The following is a 15,875-nucleotide window of genomic DNA, read 5'->3' as shown; positions in this document are numbered from 1 at the left end:
GCCTCCCGCGACCGGTCGTGGCTCAGCGACCGCCGAGCTGCGTTGCGAGGACCGATGACCGTCGCTCAGGGATCGCCGCGCCGTAGACGTCCTGGATCACGTCGAACGCCTTCCGCGCTTCTGCGGGGTGGAGCCAGAAGGCGCCCGGCTCGTCGAGGCCCGCGTAGAAGTCCTGGATCAGCCGCTCGTGGGACACGCCCCAGTAGGCACGCGCTCCGCTGGCCGTCGCGCGCTCGACGGTGGTCTCGACGCGCCCATCGGCGAAGCGAGCGGTGAGTTCGGCCCCCAAGCTCAGCGTGCCCAGCTCGCAGACGACGTCGATCGTCACGGGCAGGTTCGCTACCCCGGCGACCGTCGCGTAGACCGTGCTCGTCGCGCCACCCGCGTGCACGATACGCAGCTCGGCCGTGTCCTCGACCTCGATCACCTCGGCGAGCGCGCGGGTGGCGATCGACCCCGTCGCCTCGAGCGGGTCGCCGACCAACCACTGGACGAGGTCGATCGTGTGGATCGCCTGGTTCATGAGGAGTCCGCCGCCGCCGGTGTCCCAGCGACCACGCCACGGGCGATCCTCGTAGTAGGCCGCCGTCCGATGCCACGGCACGACCGCCGAGGCGCCGAGCACGGCGCCGAGCTCACCCGAGTCGAGGAGTTCCTTCGCGCGCTCCGCGGGCTGGTTGTAGCGGTTCTGGAAGCACACCGCGATCTTCGCGCGGCTGTGCTCCGCCGCGGCCAGGAGCCGTTCGGCCTCCTCGCGCGTGTGGGCGAGGGGCTTCTCGAGGATGACGTCGATCCCGCGCTCGAGCGCCCGGATCGCCTGGTCGGCGTGCAGATGGTGCGGGGTGCAGATGTGGACGACGTCGGGTCGTGCCTCGTCGAACAGTCGATCGAGGTCGGTGAAGCCCGGGGCACCCGTCGCAGCCATCGCCGCATCGAGCCGGCCGGCGTCGACGTCGCACACCGCCACGAGCTGCGCACCGGGGACCGTCCCGATCGCGGCGAGATGGAGTGCGGAGATGTCGCCGCACCCGATCACGGCAACGCGGCGGAGGACGGGTGCGGGCACGCGGCTCATCGCAGCTCGATCCCCAGCTCGTCGGTGAGCCTCCGGAAGGCCCGGGCGGCCACGCCGAACGAGGCGGGACCCGAGAAGCCGCCGAGCGCGTGGGTGTCGGCGAGGTGCGGCTCGAGCGAGGCGAACCCGGCGTAGCCGTCGTCGCGCAACGCCGTGAGCGTTTCACGCAGTTGCCCGTCGCCCTCGCCGGACGGCACGACCTGGCCGCTCGCGGCGACCGCGTCCTTGACCTGCAGGTAGTCGAGGTACGGACGCAGCATCGCGTAGCCGTCGTCGAACGGCGCGACGCCCACCTGGACGAAGTTCGCGTTGTCCCAGGCGAGCCGCAGCGCGGGTGATCCGACGGACTCGACGAGGTCGAGGATGCGCTCCGGGACGTCGCCGTAGATGTCCTTCTCGTTCTCGTGCAGGAGCACGACCCCCTCACGCTCGGCCAGATCGGCGAGCAGGCGCATGCGGACCAGGACGTCGTCGCGGGTGGCCTCCACCGGCACGCCCGCGCCCCGGAAGAAGGAGAAGATGCGGATGTTCGGGGTCCCGAGGGCGTGTGCAGCGGCGATCGCGCGCGCGAGTCGGGCGACCTCCAGCTCGGCGTCGAGGGCCACGTCGACCTTGCCGATCGGCGATCCGATGGCGGACACACCCATGCCCGACCGCTGCAGCTGCGCACCGAGTCGGGCGAGCTGGTCGGCGTCGAGGTCGATGATGTTGACGCCCCACGCGCTCCGGACCTCGATATGGGATGCACCGAGCGCCCCCAGCACGGCGATCTGCGTCGTCGGGTCGGCGTCGATCTCGTCACCGAAGCCCGACAGGGTCCAGCTCACCGGGTGTTGTGCATTCACGTGCGCTTCCGCCTTCGCGTTCGTTCTCGTCATCGGGAACCAGACAGTCGGGCTGCCGGCCCTGTCAGCCTACGGCTCTGGCAACCGGTTGACAACCCTTCCCGACCGGAGGGGTCGCCCTAGGATGGAGCGTGTGACCGATCTCTACCTCGCGAGTACGACCGTGTCCTTCCACCGCAGCTGGTCCTGCGTGTTGTTCGACCTCGACGGCACGATCGTGGACTCGGCTCCCGGCATCATCTCCCGTATGAAGACGACCCTGGCGAACGTCGGTGCCGTCGTCCCGTCCGACGAGTCCCTGCTGCGTTGGGTCGGACCGCCGCTGCTCGACTCCTTCCGCGACTTCGCGGACATGGACCCGCTGCAGTCGCAGCTCGCCCTCACCGAGTACCGCCGCCAGGTCGCCATCGAGGGCGCCGAGGTCGGCACCGCGGTGTTCCCAGGCGTCGCCGGGCTGCTCGCGCGCATATCCGAGGCCGGGATCCCGATCGGGCTCGCGACCTCGAAGCCCGAGTCGCAGGCGAACACGATCCTCGACCACTTCGGCCTGAGCCAGTACTTCACCGTCGTCACGGGCGCCTCCGAGGACGAGGTCCGCAGCAGCAAGGCCGACGTCGTCGGCGAGGCCCTCCGGCGCCTCACGGCCGCCGGCGTCGACACGTCCCGCACCGTACTGGTCGGCGACCGCCTCCACGATATCGAGGGCGCGGCTGCGCACGGGATCCCGACGATCCTCGTCGAGTGGGGCTACGGCTCGCCGGCTGAGGCCACCGGGGCGCTCGCCGTCGTCCACTCGATCGACGCGCTGTCGAACCTCATCACCGGCTGAGCGAGGCCGGAACCACTTGGTGACCCCAGGAGGGCCTGGCTTCACCGACACCTGCTCACTAGGGTGATGACCATCCTGAGGAGGTCGACATGGCGGTGTTCACACGCGGTTTCGGAGGACGGGCACGGGAGCAGGACGACCGACTCCCGCCCGGCCAGTTCCTCACCGAAGACTTCCCCGTCCTGTCCGCCGGACCCACGCCGCGGATCGACACCGATGAGTGGGAGTTCCAGATCCGCACGGAGACCGGCGAGACCCACCGCTGGGACTGGGCGGCCATGCAGGCCCTCCAGCAGGACGACATCACCCGCGACATCCACTGCGTGACCCGCTGGACGAAGCTCGGCACGAGCTGGCAGGGCGTCTCCCTCGACACGCTCTTCGCCGAGGTCGAGAGCGGCTACGACTTCGTGATGGCCCACTCCTACGGCGGTTACACGACCAACGTCCCACTCGACGACCTCCTGGACGGCAAGGCCTGGATCGCCACCGGCTTCGACGGCGAGCCGCTCGCCGCGGAGCACGGCGGCCCGGCACGACTCCTCATCCCGCACCTCTACTTCTGGAAGAGCGCGAAGTGGATCCGCGGCCTCGTCATGCAGCAGGACGACGAACCGGGGTTCTGGGAGCAGAACGGCTATCACGCCTACGGTGACCCCTGGCTCGAACAGCGGTACTCGTGAGGCGCACGGGCCATGTCGACGTCTGGAAGGCGGCCACCGTGGTCACGGCGACGCAGCTGACCCCATCGGGGCGGAGCCTCATCCTGGACGCCCCCGGCTGGGGCGGGAACCTGGCCGGGCAGCACGCCGACGTCCGCCTCACGGCGCCCGACGGCTACCAGGCGGTCCGCTCCTACTCGATCGCCTCGGCGGACGCCGGTGACCGCATCGAGATCGCCGTCGACCGGGTCCCCGACGGCGAGGTCTCCCCGTTCCTCGTCGACGCGATCGAGGTCGGCGACCAGGTCGAGGTGCGTGGCCCACTGGGCGGCTGGTTCGTCTGGCGCCCCGAGGACACGGAGCCGGTCCTCCTGATCGGCGGAGGTTCGGGCATCGTGCCGCTCATGGCGATGGTGCGAGCGCACGAGGCGGCCGGGAGCACGACGCCGTTCCGACTCGTGTACTCGGTCCGCTCACCGCAGGACGCCTTCTTCGCCGACGAGCTCGCTGCGGCGACCGGGGTCGAGGTCACCTGGATCTACACCCGGCGAGCGCCCGACGGCTGGCCTCGTCCCGCCGGCCGCCTGGTGGCGGCCGACCTGCAGGCGCTCGAGGTCACCGGCGGCGAGGCCCCGTCGGTGTTCGTCTGCGGACCGACCGGCTTCGTCGAGGCGGTCGCCGACACCCTGGTCGCAATCGGCCATGATCCCGCCCGCATCAAGACCGAGCGGTTCGGAGGCGCGTGATGACCTCGCATCTGGACGGGAACGTCCTCGCCGGAACCCTGTCGGAACTGACCGGCACCGACCCGAGCGGGACGATGTCGCAGTGCCTCGGGTGCCACGACGTCTCGCCCCTCGCCGCGGAGCTGGTGTTCGGCACCCCGGACGCATGGGTGGTGCGCTGTCGGCACTGCGACGACGTCCTGCTCGTCGTCCTCCATCACGAGGAGACCACGCGCGTCACCCTCGACGGCGTGCGCTGGTGGACGGACCTCGGCTGACCACCCCTCCCCCGCACTCGTTCGCCCATTCTCGGGCGAACGGAGCTTCTGTCGCCCAAAGATGGGCGAATGAACCTCGTCCATAAAAGCTATTGACATTAGCCAAACGGCGATGCAGACTAGCTTCATGAACACGAACCCGGCATCGACAGGGCCTGCCACCCGCTACCTCGACCGTCCCGAGGGCAAGATCGCCTACGAGATCCAGGGCGACGGCCCGCTCGTCGTCCTCGTCCCGGGAATGGGCGAGCTCCGCTCCTCCTACCGCTTCCTCGCTCCCGCGCTCGTCCAGGCCGGGTACCGCGTCGCCTCCACCGACCTCCGTGGTCACGGCGACAGCGACACGACGTTCTCCTCGTACGGCGACGTCGCGACCGCCTCGGACGTCCACGCCCTCATCCGCGACCTCGGCGGCCCGGCCGTCATCATCGGGAACTCCCTCGCTGCCGGCGCGGGCGTGATCGTCGCCGCCGAGCACCCGGAGGACGTGTCCGGTCTCGTCCTCGTCGGGCCCTTCGTCCGCAACCCGAAGGCGGGCGCCGTCATGCAGGCGGTCTTCCGCGCCATGATGGCTCCGCTGTGGATCGCACGGGTCTGGAAGGCCTACCTCCCCACGCTGAACGCGGGCCGGAAGCCGGTCGACTTCGACGACTACCTCGCCGACGTCTTCGCGAGCCTGCGTCGCCCCGCCTACGGCAAGGCCTTCTCGCAGACGACGAGACAGACCGACCACGCCCCGGCCGAGGCTGCGCTCCCCGGCGTGAGCGCTCCGACGCTCGTGATCATGGGCACCAAGGACCCCGACTTCCCGGACCCCGCGGCAGAGGCCCACTGGATCGGCGACACCCTGCACGCGGAGGTCGTCCTCGTCGAGGACGCCGGCCACTACCCGCAGGCCCAGCAGCCCGAGGTCACCTCGCAGGCCGTCCTCGGCTTCCTCCAGTCGGCGCTGCACCGTGCCTAGGGCGGGACTCAGCCGCGCGCGCGTGGTGGACGAAGCGGCTGAACTCGCCGACGAGGTCGGGCTCGAGGGGCTGACCCTCGCCGCCCTCGCCGAACGGCTCGGCGTCCGGCAGCCCTCGCTCTACAAGCACCTCGACTCACTCGCCGGACTCCGCCGGAGCATCTCCCTCCAGGCCAAGGGCGAGCTCGGCGACGTCCTGCTGCGCGCGGCCGTCGGCCGTTCGGGCGCGGACGCGATCACGGTGATGGCCGGGGCCTACCGGGAGTGGGCCCTGAAGCACCCGGCACGCTATACGGCCGCACAGTGGATCGCCGGGCCGGAGGACGTGGAGGACACGGCGGCATCGCTCGGTGCCATCCAGGTCATCACCGACGTCCTCACGGCCTACGAGCTCCGCGGCGACGACGCCATCGACGCGATCCGCGCGTTCCGGTCCACCCTGCACGGCTTCGTCTCGCTCGAGGCGGCAGGCTCCTTCGGCCTCGAGCGAGATCTCGACCGCAGCTTCGACCGCCTCGTCCGTGGGTTCGTGATCACGCTGACCCGTTGGGCCGAGACCGCTGGGGACGAGTCCTAGCCGATCCGCAACGGGTTCCGCTGCACGACGCGTGCGGGGTAGCGTGCCGTCATGTCATGCCGCATCAGTGAACTCGTCCTGGACTGCCGCGATCCGGAAGCGCTCGCCCGCTTCTGGTGCGAGGTCCTCGACTTCGTCGTGCTCGACCGAGACGAGGACGGGGTGGAGATCGGAGCGCGGGACGGCTTCGGTGGATCGCAGCCGACCATCATCCTCAGCCGCAGCGACGACCCGCCGCAGCCGAAGTCGAAGCTCCATATCGACGTCAGCCCGACCGACGGCGACCAAGACGCCGAGCTCGAGCGCCTGTTGGCCCTCGGAGCGCGCCCGACGGACATCGGGCAGACGGGCGACGAGTCGTGGCACGTCCTCGCCGATCCCGAGGGCAACGCCTTCTGCCTCCTGCGCACGCCCGTCAAGCCGGTCTGATCGGCCTCAGTCCCGGGCGATGAGGGCGAACCGTTCGAGGACGACGAGCGTCGTGTCGTCGAGGTGGAAGTCGGCGCCGAGTTCGGCCTGCATCTCCGGTGAGGTCCAGAACCGCTCGTGACCGGCACGCCAGTCGGCGACCGACGCGTAGCCTTCGCCCTCCGCCAGAGCGTGAGCCAGTGGTACCTCGTCCAGCGGTACCACCTCGACACCCGCCGTCTCGATGACGAAGCGGTGAGCGCCATCGGAATCGACGACGATTCCGCGCTGCCCGACCGCCGGCAACTCCTCGCCTGCCACCTCGTACTCGTGCGCCAGGGAACTCGTCGCGACCTTCTCGCCGGACTCGATCGCCGCCACCAGCCTGTCCCGCAGCGGGCCGGGGAACGCGAACTCGACGATGGGGAGGTGGTCATCCATGCGTCCATCCCAGCATCGATCGACGCGTCGTGCCACTTCACCACTCCTGTCGGTTTCCCGTGGCGGCGCCTGCTGCCTCCTGCGGACGCGAGCGGATGCGGTCTGAGGGCCGGCGGGCACGGTGCCGGTGGGATAATCGGCGCATGTCCTCGACCGCGCGGTACGCCAGGCAGCTCGCCCTCCCCGGGTTCGGACCAGCGGCGCAACAGCGTCTCGCCGATGCGCGGGTGCTGATCGTCGGCGCCGGCGGCCTCGGCAGCATCGTCATCCCGGCGCTTGCCGCTGCCGGTGTCGGTTCCGGTGACGGCGCGATCCACCTGGTGGACGACGACACGGTCGAGCTCAGCAACCTGCATCGGCAGACCGTCCACAGCACCGCGGACGTCGGCCGTCCGAAGGTCGACTCCGCAGCGGACCGCGCCCTCGCCGTCAACACCGATGCGACGATCCTCAGGCACCGCCTCCGCCTCGGACCCGGCGAGATCATGGGCCTCCTGGCCGACGCGGAGATCGACCTCGTCATCGACGGCAGCGACAACTTCGAGACCCGTTACCTGGTCGACGACGCCGCGACGCTCGCCGACGTCCCACTCGTCTGGGGTGCCGTCTCGCAGTACGGCGGGCAGGCCGGGCTCAGCTGGTCGTCTCGCGGCCCGCGCTACCGCGACCTCTTCCCCCACCCGCCGACGGACGGTTCGGTGCTCTCGTGCGAGGCCGGCGGGGTCCTGCCCACCACGGTCGGGGTCATCGGGTCCATCATGGCGACCGAGGCGATCAAGGTGCTCACCGGGGTCGGGACCCTCTCGCTCGGGCGGGTGACGATGTTCGACGGGCTGAGCGGCGGGTTCCGCGAACTCCGGTACGAGCGCGACCCCGCGGGTGCCCGGCAGGTGTCGCTGGACGAGCACTTGCACCGGACACCGGGAGGGGACGCGGCGAGCGCCGCAGCGGCAGCACCCCACGAGCCGCGACACGGCGGACGCACGATCACCGCACCGCAGCTCGCGGCGAGCGACGATGAGGCCGTCCTGCTCGACGTCCGGGAGCCATGGGAGGCGGAGATCGCCCGGTTGCCCGGTTCGACGCTGATGCCGCTCGGCTCGCTCCCCGAGACGCTCCACGGGCTCGACCCCGAGACGCCCGTGGTCGTCTACTGTCACCACGGCATCCGGTCCGAGTCAGCGCTCCGCCTGCTCCTCGAGCGCGGCTACTCGGCCGTCCATCTCGAGGGCGGCATCGACGCGTGGTCGCGCCTCGTGGACCCGTCCGTCCCCCGCTACTGACCGCGGCTCCGAACACCCCGTGCAGCCCCACCGACCGACCTCGACGACGGGAACCACCATGACGACGCCAGCGCCCACGAGTCGGAAGACCGTCGAGCAGCACGCCTCCGACATCGCCACCCTCCTCGACGACGTGACCGACACCGGCGCCGAGCACGTACCGATCGACGAGGCCGCAGCTCGGGTGACAGCCGTGGCGGTGCCGTCACCGGTCGACCTGCCGCTGTTCCGCAACTCGCAGATGGACGGCTTCGCGGTTCGGGCAACAGACCTCACGGGCGATGAGACGCGACTGCGGGTGGTGGGCGAGATCGCCGCGCGCCCGATCGACCCCGCGCCGCTCGAGCCGGGGACCTCGGTACGCATCATGACCGGCGCGGTCGTGCCGCCGGGAGCGGACGTCGTCGTGCCCGTCGAGGAGAGCGAGGTCGAGACGGATCCGGACGGAGTCGAGACCGTCGTCCTCGGTCGTCCGCGCAACGGCGGCGAGCGCCCGGTGGGACTGTTCGTCCGGGAGCGCGGGAGCGACGTCCGCGCCGGTCAGGAGCTGCTGCCGGCCGGCGTACGCCTCGCTTCACGACACCTCGCCGTGTTGGCGGCGGCCGGGATCACGACCGTCGAGGTGCGTCGGCGGGTGCGGGTCGCGATCGTCACGACCGGCGCCGAACTCGTCGAACCCGGCGAGACGCCGACGCTCGGCCAGACCTTCGACTCCAACGGGACCGCGCTGGCGGCCGCCGTCGTCGCGGCCGGGGCCGAGGTCGCCGCCCGTGCGCGCGTCGTCGACGATGCCGACGTCCTGCTCGCCCTGCTCGACGACCTCCACGGCGATGTCGATCTCATCCTCACCTCCGGCGGGATCTCCATGGGCGAGCACGAGGTCGTCCGTGACGTCCTCGGGCCATTGGGCGGCTGGATCGGCTCGGTCGCGATGCAGCCCGGCGGACCACAGGCGCTCGGGGCCTACCGGGGCGTCCCGATCATCGCGTTCCCCGGCAACCCGGTGAGCACCCAGCTCTCGTTCGAGGTCTTCGTCGCTCCGGTCCTCCGCCGGGTCGCAGGGCTGCCGCAGGCGACACGCGCACCGGCCGAACTCGCGGTCGCCGTGCGTTCGGTGCCCGGCAAGCGCCAGTTCCTCCGCGGACGCCGACGAGACGACGGCCGGGTCGAACCGGTTGCAGGCCCCGGCTCGCACCTCGTCGCCGGGCTCGCGGCCTCCGACGTGCTGATCGTGATCCCGGAGGACACACTCGAGCTCGACGCCGGTGACGCTGTGGAAGCATGGGCACTATGACCGGGCTCACACACCTCGACGACGACGGCCGCGCACGCATGGTCGATGTCGGCGACAAGGCCACGACGAAGCGGGTCGCGACGGCGACGGCGACCTTCACCACCCGACCAGACGTGATCGCGCTCGTTCAAGCGGACGGCCTGCCGAAGGCGGACGTCATCGCTACCGCTCGCATCGCGGGGATCGCGGGGGCCAAGCGGACGAGCGAGCTCATCCCGCTGTGTCACCAGCTCGCGCTGTCGTCCGTGAGCCTCGACTTCGCGTTCACCGAGGACTCCATCGTCATCACCGCGACGGCGAAGACCACCGGCCAGACGGGCGTCGAGATGGAGGCCCTGACGGCCGCGTCGATCGCCGGCCTTACCCTGCACGACATGGTCAAGGCCGTCGACCCGGCCTCGGTCCTCGGCGACATCCGGCTGCTGGAGAAGTCCGGCGGCAAGCGCGGGAACTGGACGCCGGAAGCGTCGGAGCCGATCGAAGCACCTGTGGCGCGGACGGTCCGTCCGCGAACCGCGGCCGTCATCGTCGCGTCGACCGCCGGTGCGGCGGGCACGCGCGAAGACCTCACGGGGCCGCGCATCTCCACCTGGTTGTCCGAGCACGACTACGCGGTGGATGCGGTGACGGTCGTGTCCGACGCGGACGTGCACCTCGCGATCACGGCAGCCTTGGACGCCACGCCCGCGGTGCTCATCACGACGGGCGGCACCGGCCTCTCGCCGAGCGACCGCACCCCGGAGGCGACGCAGCCCCACCTCGACCGCGAACTGCCCGGCATAGCAGAGGCGATCCGCACCCTCGGGTCGACCAAGACCCCGACCGCGGCGCTCAGTCGCGGGCTCGCAGGGGTCTCCGGCGGCACCGTCGTGGTGAACCTGCCCGGGTCGACCGGCGGCGTGAAGGACGGACTCGCGGTCCTCGACGGCCTGCTCGACCACCTCGTCGCCCAGATCGCCGGAGGTGGCGCGCATGAGTGAGTCGACGGTTCCCGAGGTCCTCGCCCTCATCTCGGAGTCGCCCCTCGACGCGCACGCGATCGAGGACTTCGTCGCGGCACCCGCCAACGGCGCACTCGTCGCCTTCCGGGGGATCGTGCGCGACCATGACCACGGCGAGGCGGTCGACGCCCTCGACTACCGGGCCCATCCCGATGCCCAGCGGTTCCTGGAGGACTGCTGCCGGACGGTCGCCTCGGAGACCGGTCTTCGAGTGGCAGCAGCGCACCGCGTCGGGTCGCTCGTCGTCGGCGACCTCGCGCTCGTCGCCGCCGTCGCCGCTGCGCACCGGGCCGAGGCGTTCGCCGCGTGCGAGCGGCTGGTCGAGGAGATCAAGCGCACCGTCCCCATCTGGAAGCGCCAGCACCTGGCCGACGGCGATACGGAGTGGGTCGGTCTGTGACCGATCGGCTCGATGAGGGCCAGGCGCAGCCTCCGATCCGCGGGCTCTCGACACTGGGCTGGGCGTGGACGAGCTACGAACAGACGGACACCGTCATGCGACTGTTCCGAAAGGACCTCAGCACGACGCGACAGGTAGCCGTCGTCGAATGGCTGATCGACGGTGAGCCGTTCACCGAGCGCATGCGATTCCCGAACGGCACCCCGTGCAACGACATGACGCTCATGCATGATGCGCCACACTTCCCTCCGGCAGCGGTCGCGAGCCTTCGCGCGCTGCTCTCGATGGCAGGCCCGGAGCAGGAGCCCGTCGACTTCTCCGACGGCCGGGTCGGCCTCCTGTTCTGCCACCAGTGCGGCGACCTCTATTGCGGCGCGGTTTCGGCAAGCGTCGTGGTCTCTGACAGCACCGTGGAGTGGCGGGACATCGCCTACCAGGACGGCAACACCGAAGAGATCGGCGATGCAGAGGTCGCAGCGTTCACCCTGACGTTCGAGCGAGCACCCTACGAGTCGACGATCACCGCACTCCTCGAGGACTGGACGGCCCGAGCGGAGGATCAGCGCGCCAGCACGTCCACCCCGTAGGAATCGCGTTGTATTGGGCTGTATTGCGAAAACGCAATAATTGCGACGGCGCCTAAGCGTCCTTCGCCAGCACGTCGTAGGTGATGCGCACAAGGCCGTCCTCGGGCGTCGCGTGGGTGCCTCGGAGCCGCAGGAGGACGTCGGCGTCGAGGTCGCCGAAGAGGCGTGCGCCGGAACCGATGAGGACCGGGGCGACCGACACCGTCAGCTCGTCGACGAGGCCGGCGCCCAGGAACGCCTGGATCGTCCTACCTCCGTCGATGTAGACGCGGCCGGCCCCGGCCTCGTCGAGCAGGGCGGCCGCCTCGTCGACCGACCCGGCGACCGTGATGCGGTCGTCCCCGGCCTCGAGCGTGGTGCTCAGCACGACGACCCGCTTGCCTTCGAACGGCCACTCACCGAAGCCGAGGACGGTGTCGTAGGTGGTGCGTCCCATCACGAGGGTGTCGATCGTCGGGAAGAACGAGTCCCAGTCGAGCGCCGGGTGCTGCCCTGGCGCATCCGCGGCATGCTCCCGCGGCTCGAGCTCCGTGAGCCAGCCGAGGTCGCCGTCGGGCTTGGCGATGTAACCGTCGAGGCTCACGCCGATGAAGACACAGCCGTGCCAGGAACGTTCACGAGTCATGAGGACGATCCTGCCGTCCACCCCCGACATCGTTCACGACCGGTTCTCGCCAGACATCCTCACTCCACGTCGTACGGCTTGAAGCGCGTCCAAGGCTCGCGGCGCATCCAGCGCCGTGTCGGGGCCAGGAAGCCGTCGAGTCGGACGTTCTCCTCGACGGTGCCGTCCCGGAAGGTGACCCGCACGGCGAACCGGATCGTTCCGACGAGCTCCTCTGCGCGTCCGGCGATCGCGGCGTCGATCACCCGTTCGGCGAACGCGGTGTCGAGCGCTCCGTCGTCGAGTTCCCACCGGCAACCGTGTCGGCCGAGGTGCAGGATCATCTCGTGCGGGGTCAGGAGCAGGTCGATCGAGGCCGCTCTCGGGTTCACGGGCTCGACGCTCAGGTTGGTCCACGGCAAAGCCGTGTCGACCTCCTCGACCGAAGTGACGGCCGATGCACCTGCCAGGCGCTGCACGAGCGAACGCCAGTACTCGACGCTCGCCGCCACGATGGTTCGCGGGTCATCGGCTTCATGAGACACGGTGGACTCCAACTCTGCGCCCGCTTCGGGCAACCGACGATCGTCTCAGCTCGGCGATCCTCCTGGCAAGAGCCTCGCCCGCACACCTGCAGGGGCGCGTCAACCACTCCGCATCGCGGTAGCGAGCGACGTAGGGTGATCTGATGCCCGAACACGCCCCCGAAGCATCCGACCCGTTCGTCCGCGTCCGGGGAGCCAACGAGAACAACCTCCGCAACGTGGACGTCGACGTGCCGCGCGATGCGATCGTCGCCTTCACGGGCGTCTCCGGTTCCGGAAAGTCGTCGCTCGCGTTCGGCACCATCTTCACCGAGGCGCAACGGCGCTACCTGGAGTCCGTCGCCCCGTACGCCCGGCGACTCATCCAGCAGGGTCACGACCCGCACGTCGACTCGATCTCCGGCCTGCCACCGGCGGTCGCCCTGCAGCAGCGACGCGGCGCTCCCAGCTCGCGCTCCAGCGTCGGCACGGTGACGACCCTCTCGAACTCGCTCCGCATGCTGTTCTCGCGCGCCGGCACCTTCCCCGAGGGATTCACGACCCGACTCGACTCGGACGCCTTCTCGCCCAACACCGCCGTCGGCGCCTGCCCGGAGTGCCATGGCATCGGCGTCGCACACACGGTCACCGAGGACTCCCTCGTGCCCGACCCCTCGCTGAGCATCCGCGAGGGCGCGATCGCCGCGTGGCCGGGCGCCTGGCAGGCGAAGAATCTCCGCGACATCACCATCGCCCTCGGATACGACGTCGACCGCCCCTGGCGGGAACTCGACCAGGAGGACCGCGACTGGATCCTCTTCACCGAGGAGCAACCGGTCGTGCAGATCACGCCGCAACGAGACCGCGTCGCGAAGCCGTACAACGGGATGTTCTGGAGCGCCAAGCAGTACGTCTTCCACACCCTCTCCGACTCCAAGAGCCAGATGATGCGGAACAAGGTGCTGCAGTTCGTGCGCTCGGGTCCGTGCCCGCTCTGCCACGGCACGGGACTCCGCCGCGAGGCGCTCGCGGTCACCTTCGCCGGCCGCACGATCGCCGAACTCAACGCCCTGCCGATGACGGAGCTCGCCGAGGTCATCCGGCCCACCACGGAGCTGACCGACGCGGCGCCCGCGCTCCCGACCACGCTCTCCGGCGAGCGCACCGACGTCGCCGTCGCCATCACGACCGACCTCCTCGCGCGTATCCGCGTGCTCACCGATCTCGGACTCGGCTACCTCGGGCTCGGGCGCGTGACGACGACGCTCTCCCCCGGCGAGATGCAACGGCTCCGGCTCGCGACCCAGCTGCGCTCCGGGCTCTTCGGCGTGGTCTATGTCCTCGACGAACCGTCAGCGGGTCTGCACCCGGCCGATGCGGAGCCCCTCCTCGAGGTGCTGGAGCAGCTGAAGCGCTCGGGCAACTCGGTCTACGTCGTCGAGCACAACATGGACGTCGTCCGGAACGCGGACTGGATCGTCGACGTCGGCCCCGGTGCAGGCGAGGGTGGCGGCGACGTGCTCTACAGCGGGGCCGTCGAGGGTCTCGCCGAGGTCGAGGCCTCGGCGACCCGCCCGTTCCTCTTCCCCGAACAGCACGGTCCGGCTCCCGAGCGACGAGCACTCCGTGAGGCGCGCGACTGGCTCGAGGTGGAGGGCATCACGCTCCACAACCTCGCCGGCGTCGACGCCTCGATCCCCCTCGGGACCTTCGTCGCCGTCACCGGTGTCTCCGGTTCCGGCAAATCGACCCTCGTGAGCCGGGTCCTCCGCGACGTCGTGCGCGACCACCTGCGGGCAGCCGGCCGGACGACGGACGACGTCGCAGACGATGACGACGAGGTGCCCGCCGATCCGGATGCGGCCGAGGGTTCCGGCCTGGCGGAGGCGACGGTGCCGGACGGACACGCCGACACGCTCACCGTCCGTCGGGTGCGAGGGCTCGAGCACGTCGACCGCATGGTCCGGGTCGACCAGAAGCCCATCGGTCGAACGCCGCGGTCGAACCTCGCGACCTACACCGGACTGTTCGACGCCGTCCGCGCGGCCTTCGCCGCCACGGACCTCGCCCGCGAACGCGGCTACACGGCCGGCCGGTTCTCGTTCAACGTCGCGGGAGGTCGCTGCGAGACCTGCCTCGGTGAGGGCTTCGTGTCGGTCGAACTACTGTTCCTCCCCGGCAGCTACGGGAAGTGCCCGACCTGTAACGGCGCTCGGTACAACGCCGAGACCCTCGAGGTCACCTACGACGGGAAGTCGATCGCAGACGTCCTCGCACTCACCGTCGAGCAGGCGGCCGAGTTCCTCGCGGCCGTCCCGGCGGCGGCGCGCAGCCTCCGCACCCTGCTCGAGGTCGGCCTGGGGTACCTGCGGCTCGGACAGCCGGCCACGGAGCTGTCGGGCGGAGAGGCGCAGCGCATCAAACTCGCGACGGAACTCCAGCGGGTGCGACGCGGTCACACCCTCTACCTCCTCGACGAGCCGACGACCGGCCTCCACCCGGCCGACGTCCGTCGTCTGCTGGCGCAGCTGAACGCACTCGTCGACTCCGGCGACACCGTCGTCGTGGTCGAGCACGAGATGGACGTCGTCGCGGCGGCCGACTGGGTGATCGACCTCGGACCGTCCGGCGGCGACGCGGGTGGGCGCATCGTGGCCGCAGGCACCCCGGACGCCGTCGCCGCAGACCCCGACAGCCGCACCGCGCCCTACCTGGCGAAGCGACTGGCGTTGCTCGGTGCTGCACCGTCACCGGAGGACGCGTCGGCGGGATGACGTCCCACCGACCCCGAGCGCTTAGCGTGGAGTCCATGCAGACGACCGATGCACACCGTGACCTCCGCGCCCAGCGCATCGCCGTCGTCGTCTGGGCGATCGCCGCGACGGTGATGCTGGTGCTCGCTCCCATCGAGGAACTCATCTGGGCGCCGCTCGCGATGACGGACGACTCCTACGGCATCGAGGCGATCTACGGGGTGTTCACGTCCACCACCCTGGCCGTCGGCCTCGTCGGAGTCGCGATTGCGTTCCTGCTCGGTCTCACGGCGATCCTGGTGTTCACCTCCTTCGGATGGCGCGGGCGGCTCGGCACGCACTGGGTCCACGTCGCGACCCTCGGATCCATGCTCGTCTGGCTCGGTCTCCTCGCCATGTTCATCGCCGGTTTCGGCGTCGGGAACACCGTGTCCGACGAGATCCCGCCGTACGTCGGCCGGTCGTCGCCGGTCGGCGAACTGCTCCAGATGCTCGCACTCGTGGCGTTCCTGGCGACCGTCGTCGGTGCGATCTCCTCGCTGATGCTGATGTTCCGGTCGGCCGGGGTGGCCCGTCGCGCTTGGCAGGCCTCGCGATGAGCACCTATCCGACACCTGACGTGTAA

At 70.4% G+C, this 15,875-nt stretch carries 19 protein-coding genes; 14 read left to right on the top strand and 5 right to left on the bottom strand.

Features of this window, described 5'->3' with window-relative positions; all coding sequences use genetic code 11:
* Nucleotides 1-22 precede the first annotated feature (22 nt).
* Nucleotides 23-1,075: a Gfo/Idh/MocA family protein gene (locus ITJ66_RS01525; RefSeq protein WP_194643013.1), complete on the bottom strand. Its 1,053-nt coding sequence runs from the start codon at nt 1,073-1,075 to the stop codon at nt 23-25.
* Nucleotides 1,072-1,953, bottom strand: coding sequence for a sugar phosphate isomerase/epimerase (locus tag ITJ66_RS01520; RefSeq protein WP_194643012.1), 882 nt, complete (start codon nt 1,951-1,953; stop codon nt 1,072-1,074). The genes ITJ66_RS01525 and ITJ66_RS01520 overlap by 4 nt, the downstream gene beginning before the upstream one ends.
* A gap of 100 nt (nt 1,954-2,053) precedes the next feature.
* On the opposite strand from ITJ66_RS01520, the gene ITJ66_RS01515 reads away from it, so the two are divergent.
* The 7 genes from ITJ66_RS01515 to ITJ66_RS01485 all read left to right on the top strand — a co-directional run bounded on the left by ITJ66_RS01515 (nt 2,054) and on the right by ITJ66_RS01485 (nt 6,384).
* Complete coding sequence (locus tag ITJ66_RS01515) at nt 2,054-2,749, top strand: HAD hydrolase-like protein (RefSeq protein WP_194599907.1); 696 nt, start codon at nt 2,054-2,056, stop codon at nt 2,747-2,749.
* Between the two features lie 89 nt (nt 2,750-2,838).
* Nucleotides 2,839-3,432, top strand: a complete 594-nt coding sequence (locus tag ITJ66_RS01510; RefSeq protein ID WP_086472594.1) for a sulfite oxidase-like oxidoreductase — start codon at nt 2,839-2,841, stop codon at nt 3,430-3,432.
* Nucleotides 3,429-4,157, top strand: coding sequence for a ferredoxin reductase (locus ITJ66_RS01505; RefSeq protein ID WP_370581820.1), 729 nt, complete (start codon nt 3,429-3,431; stop codon nt 4,155-4,157). Before ITJ66_RS01510 ends, ITJ66_RS01505 begins: the two co-directional genes overlap by 4 nt.
* Nucleotides 4,157-4,414 (top strand): DUF6510 family protein, encoded by a 258-nt coding sequence (locus tag ITJ66_RS01500; protein WP_194643010.1) that lies wholly within the window; start codon nt 4,157-4,159, stop codon nt 4,412-4,414. The genes ITJ66_RS01505 and ITJ66_RS01500 overlap by 1 nt, the downstream gene beginning before the upstream one ends.
* A 127-nt stretch (nt 4,415-4,541) precedes the next feature.
* Nucleotides 4,542-5,378 (top strand): alpha/beta fold hydrolase, encoded by an 837-nt coding sequence (locus tag ITJ66_RS01495; RefSeq protein WP_194643008.1) that lies wholly within the window; start codon nt 4,542-4,544, stop codon nt 5,376-5,378.
* Nucleotides 5,379-5,400: 22 nt separating this feature from the next.
* The gene (locus tag ITJ66_RS20075; protein WP_370582533.1) at nt 5,401-5,955 is read left to right on the top strand and encodes a TetR/AcrR family transcriptional regulator; all 555 of its coding nucleotides are present in this window, start codon (nt 5,401-5,403) and stop codon (nt 5,953-5,955) included.
* 51 nt (nt 5,956-6,006) lie between these two features.
* The gene (locus ITJ66_RS01485) at nt 6,007-6,384 is read left to right on the top strand and encodes a VOC family protein (protein ID WP_071261898.1); all 378 of its coding nucleotides are present in this window, start codon (nt 6,007-6,009) and stop codon (nt 6,382-6,384) included.
* 6 nt (nt 6,385-6,390) lie between these two features.
* On the opposite strand, the gene ITJ66_RS01480 is transcribed toward ITJ66_RS01485, so the two are convergent.
* Nucleotides 6,391-6,804: an ASCH domain-containing protein gene (locus tag ITJ66_RS01480; RefSeq protein WP_194643004.1), complete on the bottom strand. Its 414-nt coding sequence runs from the start codon at nt 6,802-6,804 to the stop codon at nt 6,391-6,393.
* A 143-nt stretch (nt 6,805-6,947) separates the two neighbouring features.
* On the opposite strand from ITJ66_RS01480, the gene ITJ66_RS01475 reads away from it, so the two are divergent.
* Genes ITJ66_RS01475 through ITJ66_RS01455 form a run of 5 tightly spaced genes read left to right on the top strand, consistent with a single transcriptional unit; the run spans nt 6,948 to nt 11,369 of the window.
* Nucleotides 6,948-8,087: a ThiF family adenylyltransferase gene (locus ITJ66_RS01475; RefSeq protein WP_194643003.1), complete on the top strand. Its 1,140-nt coding sequence runs from the start codon at nt 6,948-6,950 to the stop codon at nt 8,085-8,087.
* Between the two features lie 58 nt (nt 8,088-8,145).
* On the top strand, nt 8,146-9,381 hold the full coding sequence (gene glp / locus ITJ66_RS01470; RefSeq protein ID WP_194643002.1) for a gephyrin-like molybdotransferase Glp: 1,236 nt from the start codon (nt 8,146-8,148) through the stop codon (nt 9,379-9,381).
* Nucleotides 9,378-10,361, top strand: coding sequence for a bifunctional molybdenum cofactor biosynthesis protein MoaC/MoaB (gene moaCB, locus ITJ66_RS01465; protein WP_194643001.1), 984 nt, complete (start codon nt 9,378-9,380; stop codon nt 10,359-10,361). Before glp ends, moaCB begins: the two co-directional genes overlap by 4 nt.
* Nucleotides 10,354-10,782: a molybdenum cofactor biosynthesis protein MoaE gene (locus ITJ66_RS01460; protein ID WP_191940004.1), complete on the top strand. Its 429-nt coding sequence runs from the start codon at nt 10,354-10,356 to the stop codon at nt 10,780-10,782. The genes moaCB and ITJ66_RS01460 overlap by 8 nt, the downstream gene beginning before the upstream one ends.
* The gene (locus ITJ66_RS01455) at nt 10,779-11,369 is read left to right on the top strand and encodes a hypothetical protein (protein ID WP_194643000.1); all 591 of its coding nucleotides are present in this window, start codon (nt 10,779-10,781) and stop codon (nt 11,367-11,369) included. Before ITJ66_RS01460 ends, ITJ66_RS01455 begins: the two co-directional genes overlap by 4 nt.
* 52 nt (nt 11,370-11,421) lie before the next feature.
* Here ITJ66_RS01455 and ITJ66_RS01450 read toward each other — a convergent pair whose 3' ends face one another.
* Both ITJ66_RS01450 and ITJ66_RS01445 read right to left on the bottom strand, forming a co-directional pair.
* Nucleotides 11,422-11,994 (bottom strand): dihydrofolate reductase family protein, encoded by a 573-nt coding sequence (locus ITJ66_RS01450; protein WP_194642999.1) that lies wholly within the window; start codon nt 11,992-11,994, stop codon nt 11,422-11,424.
* A 59-nt stretch (nt 11,995-12,053) separates the two neighbouring features.
* A complete protein-coding gene (locus ITJ66_RS01445; protein ID WP_194642998.1) occupies nt 12,054-12,518 on the bottom strand; it encodes a hypothetical protein in 465 nt (154 codons plus the stop codon).
* A 143-nt stretch (nt 12,519-12,661) separates the two neighbouring features.
* Between ITJ66_RS01445 and ITJ66_RS01440 the strand changes: the two genes are divergently transcribed.
* Nucleotides 12,662-15,271, top strand: coding sequence for an excinuclease ABC subunit UvrA (locus tag ITJ66_RS01440; RefSeq protein WP_194642997.1), 2,610 nt, complete (start codon nt 12,662-12,664; stop codon nt 15,269-15,271).
* Nucleotides 15,272-15,306: 35 nt separating this feature from the next.
* A complete protein-coding gene (locus ITJ66_RS01435) occupies nt 15,307-15,849 on the top strand; it encodes a hypothetical protein (RefSeq protein ID WP_191940001.1) in 543 nt (180 codons plus the stop codon).
* The last annotated feature ends 26 nt before the right edge of the window (nt 15,850-15,875 follow it).

The organism is Plantibacter sp. VKM Ac-2885 (assembly GCF_015351205.1).
Taxonomy (GTDB): domain Bacteria; phylum Actinomycetota; class Actinomycetes; order Actinomycetales; family Microbacteriaceae; genus Plantibacter; species Plantibacter auratus.
This window is presented reverse-complemented; position numbering and strand designations above follow the sequence as displayed.

What these genes read in the sequence shown, in the direction of transcription:
- ITJ66_RS01480 (WP_194643004.1), bottom strand. Translation starts at nt 6,804, where the DNA reads ATGGATGACCACCTCCCCATCGTCGAGTTCGCGTTCCCCGGCCCGCTG.
- ITJ66_RS01435 (WP_191940001.1), top strand. Translation starts at nt 15,307, where the DNA reads ATGCAGACGACCGATGCACACCGTGACCTCCGCGCCCAGCGCATCGCC.
- ITJ66_RS01460 (WP_191940004.1), top strand. Translation starts at nt 10,354, where the DNA reads ATGAGTGAGTCGACGGTTCCCGAGGTCCTCGCCCTCATCTCGGAGTCG.
- ITJ66_RS01475 (WP_194643003.1), top strand. Translation starts at nt 6,948, where the DNA reads ATGTCCTCGACCGCGCGGTACGCCAGGCAGCTCGCCCTCCCCGGGTTC.
- ITJ66_RS01500 (WP_194643010.1), top strand. Translation starts at nt 4,157, where the DNA reads ATGACCTCGCATCTGGACGGGAACGTCCTCGCCGGAACCCTGTCGGAA.
- ITJ66_RS01450 (WP_194642999.1), bottom strand. Translation starts at nt 11,994, where the DNA reads ATGACTCGTGAACGTTCCTGGCACGGCTGTGTCTTCATCGGCGTGAGC.
- ITJ66_RS01440 (WP_194642997.1), top strand. Translation starts at nt 12,662, where the DNA reads ATGCCCGAACACGCCCCCGAAGCATCCGACCCGTTCGTCCGCGTCCGG.
- moaCB (WP_194643001.1), top strand. Translation starts at nt 9,378, where the DNA reads ATGACCGGGCTCACACACCTCGACGACGACGGCCGCGCACGCATGGTC.
- ITJ66_RS01485 (WP_071261898.1), top strand. Translation starts at nt 6,007, where the DNA reads ATGTCATGCCGCATCAGTGAACTCGTCCTGGACTGCCGCGATCCGGAA.
- ITJ66_RS01520 (WP_194643012.1), bottom strand. Translation starts at nt 1,953, where the DNA reads ATGACGAGAACGAACGCGAAGGCGGAAGCGCACGTGAATGCACAACAC.
- ITJ66_RS01495 (WP_194643008.1), top strand. Translation starts at nt 4,542, where the DNA reads ATGAACACGAACCCGGCATCGACAGGGCCTGCCACCCGCTACCTCGAC.
- ITJ66_RS01510 (WP_086472594.1), top strand. Translation starts at nt 2,839, where the DNA reads ATGGCGGTGTTCACACGCGGTTTCGGAGGACGGGCACGGGAGCAGGAC.
- glp (WP_194643002.1), top strand. Translation starts at nt 8,146, where the DNA reads ATGACGACGCCAGCGCCCACGAGTCGGAAGACCGTCGAGCAGCACGCC.
- ITJ66_RS01525 (WP_194643013.1), bottom strand. Translation starts at nt 1,075, where the DNA reads ATGAGCCGCGTGCCCGCACCCGTCCTCCGCCGCGTTGCCGTGATCGGG.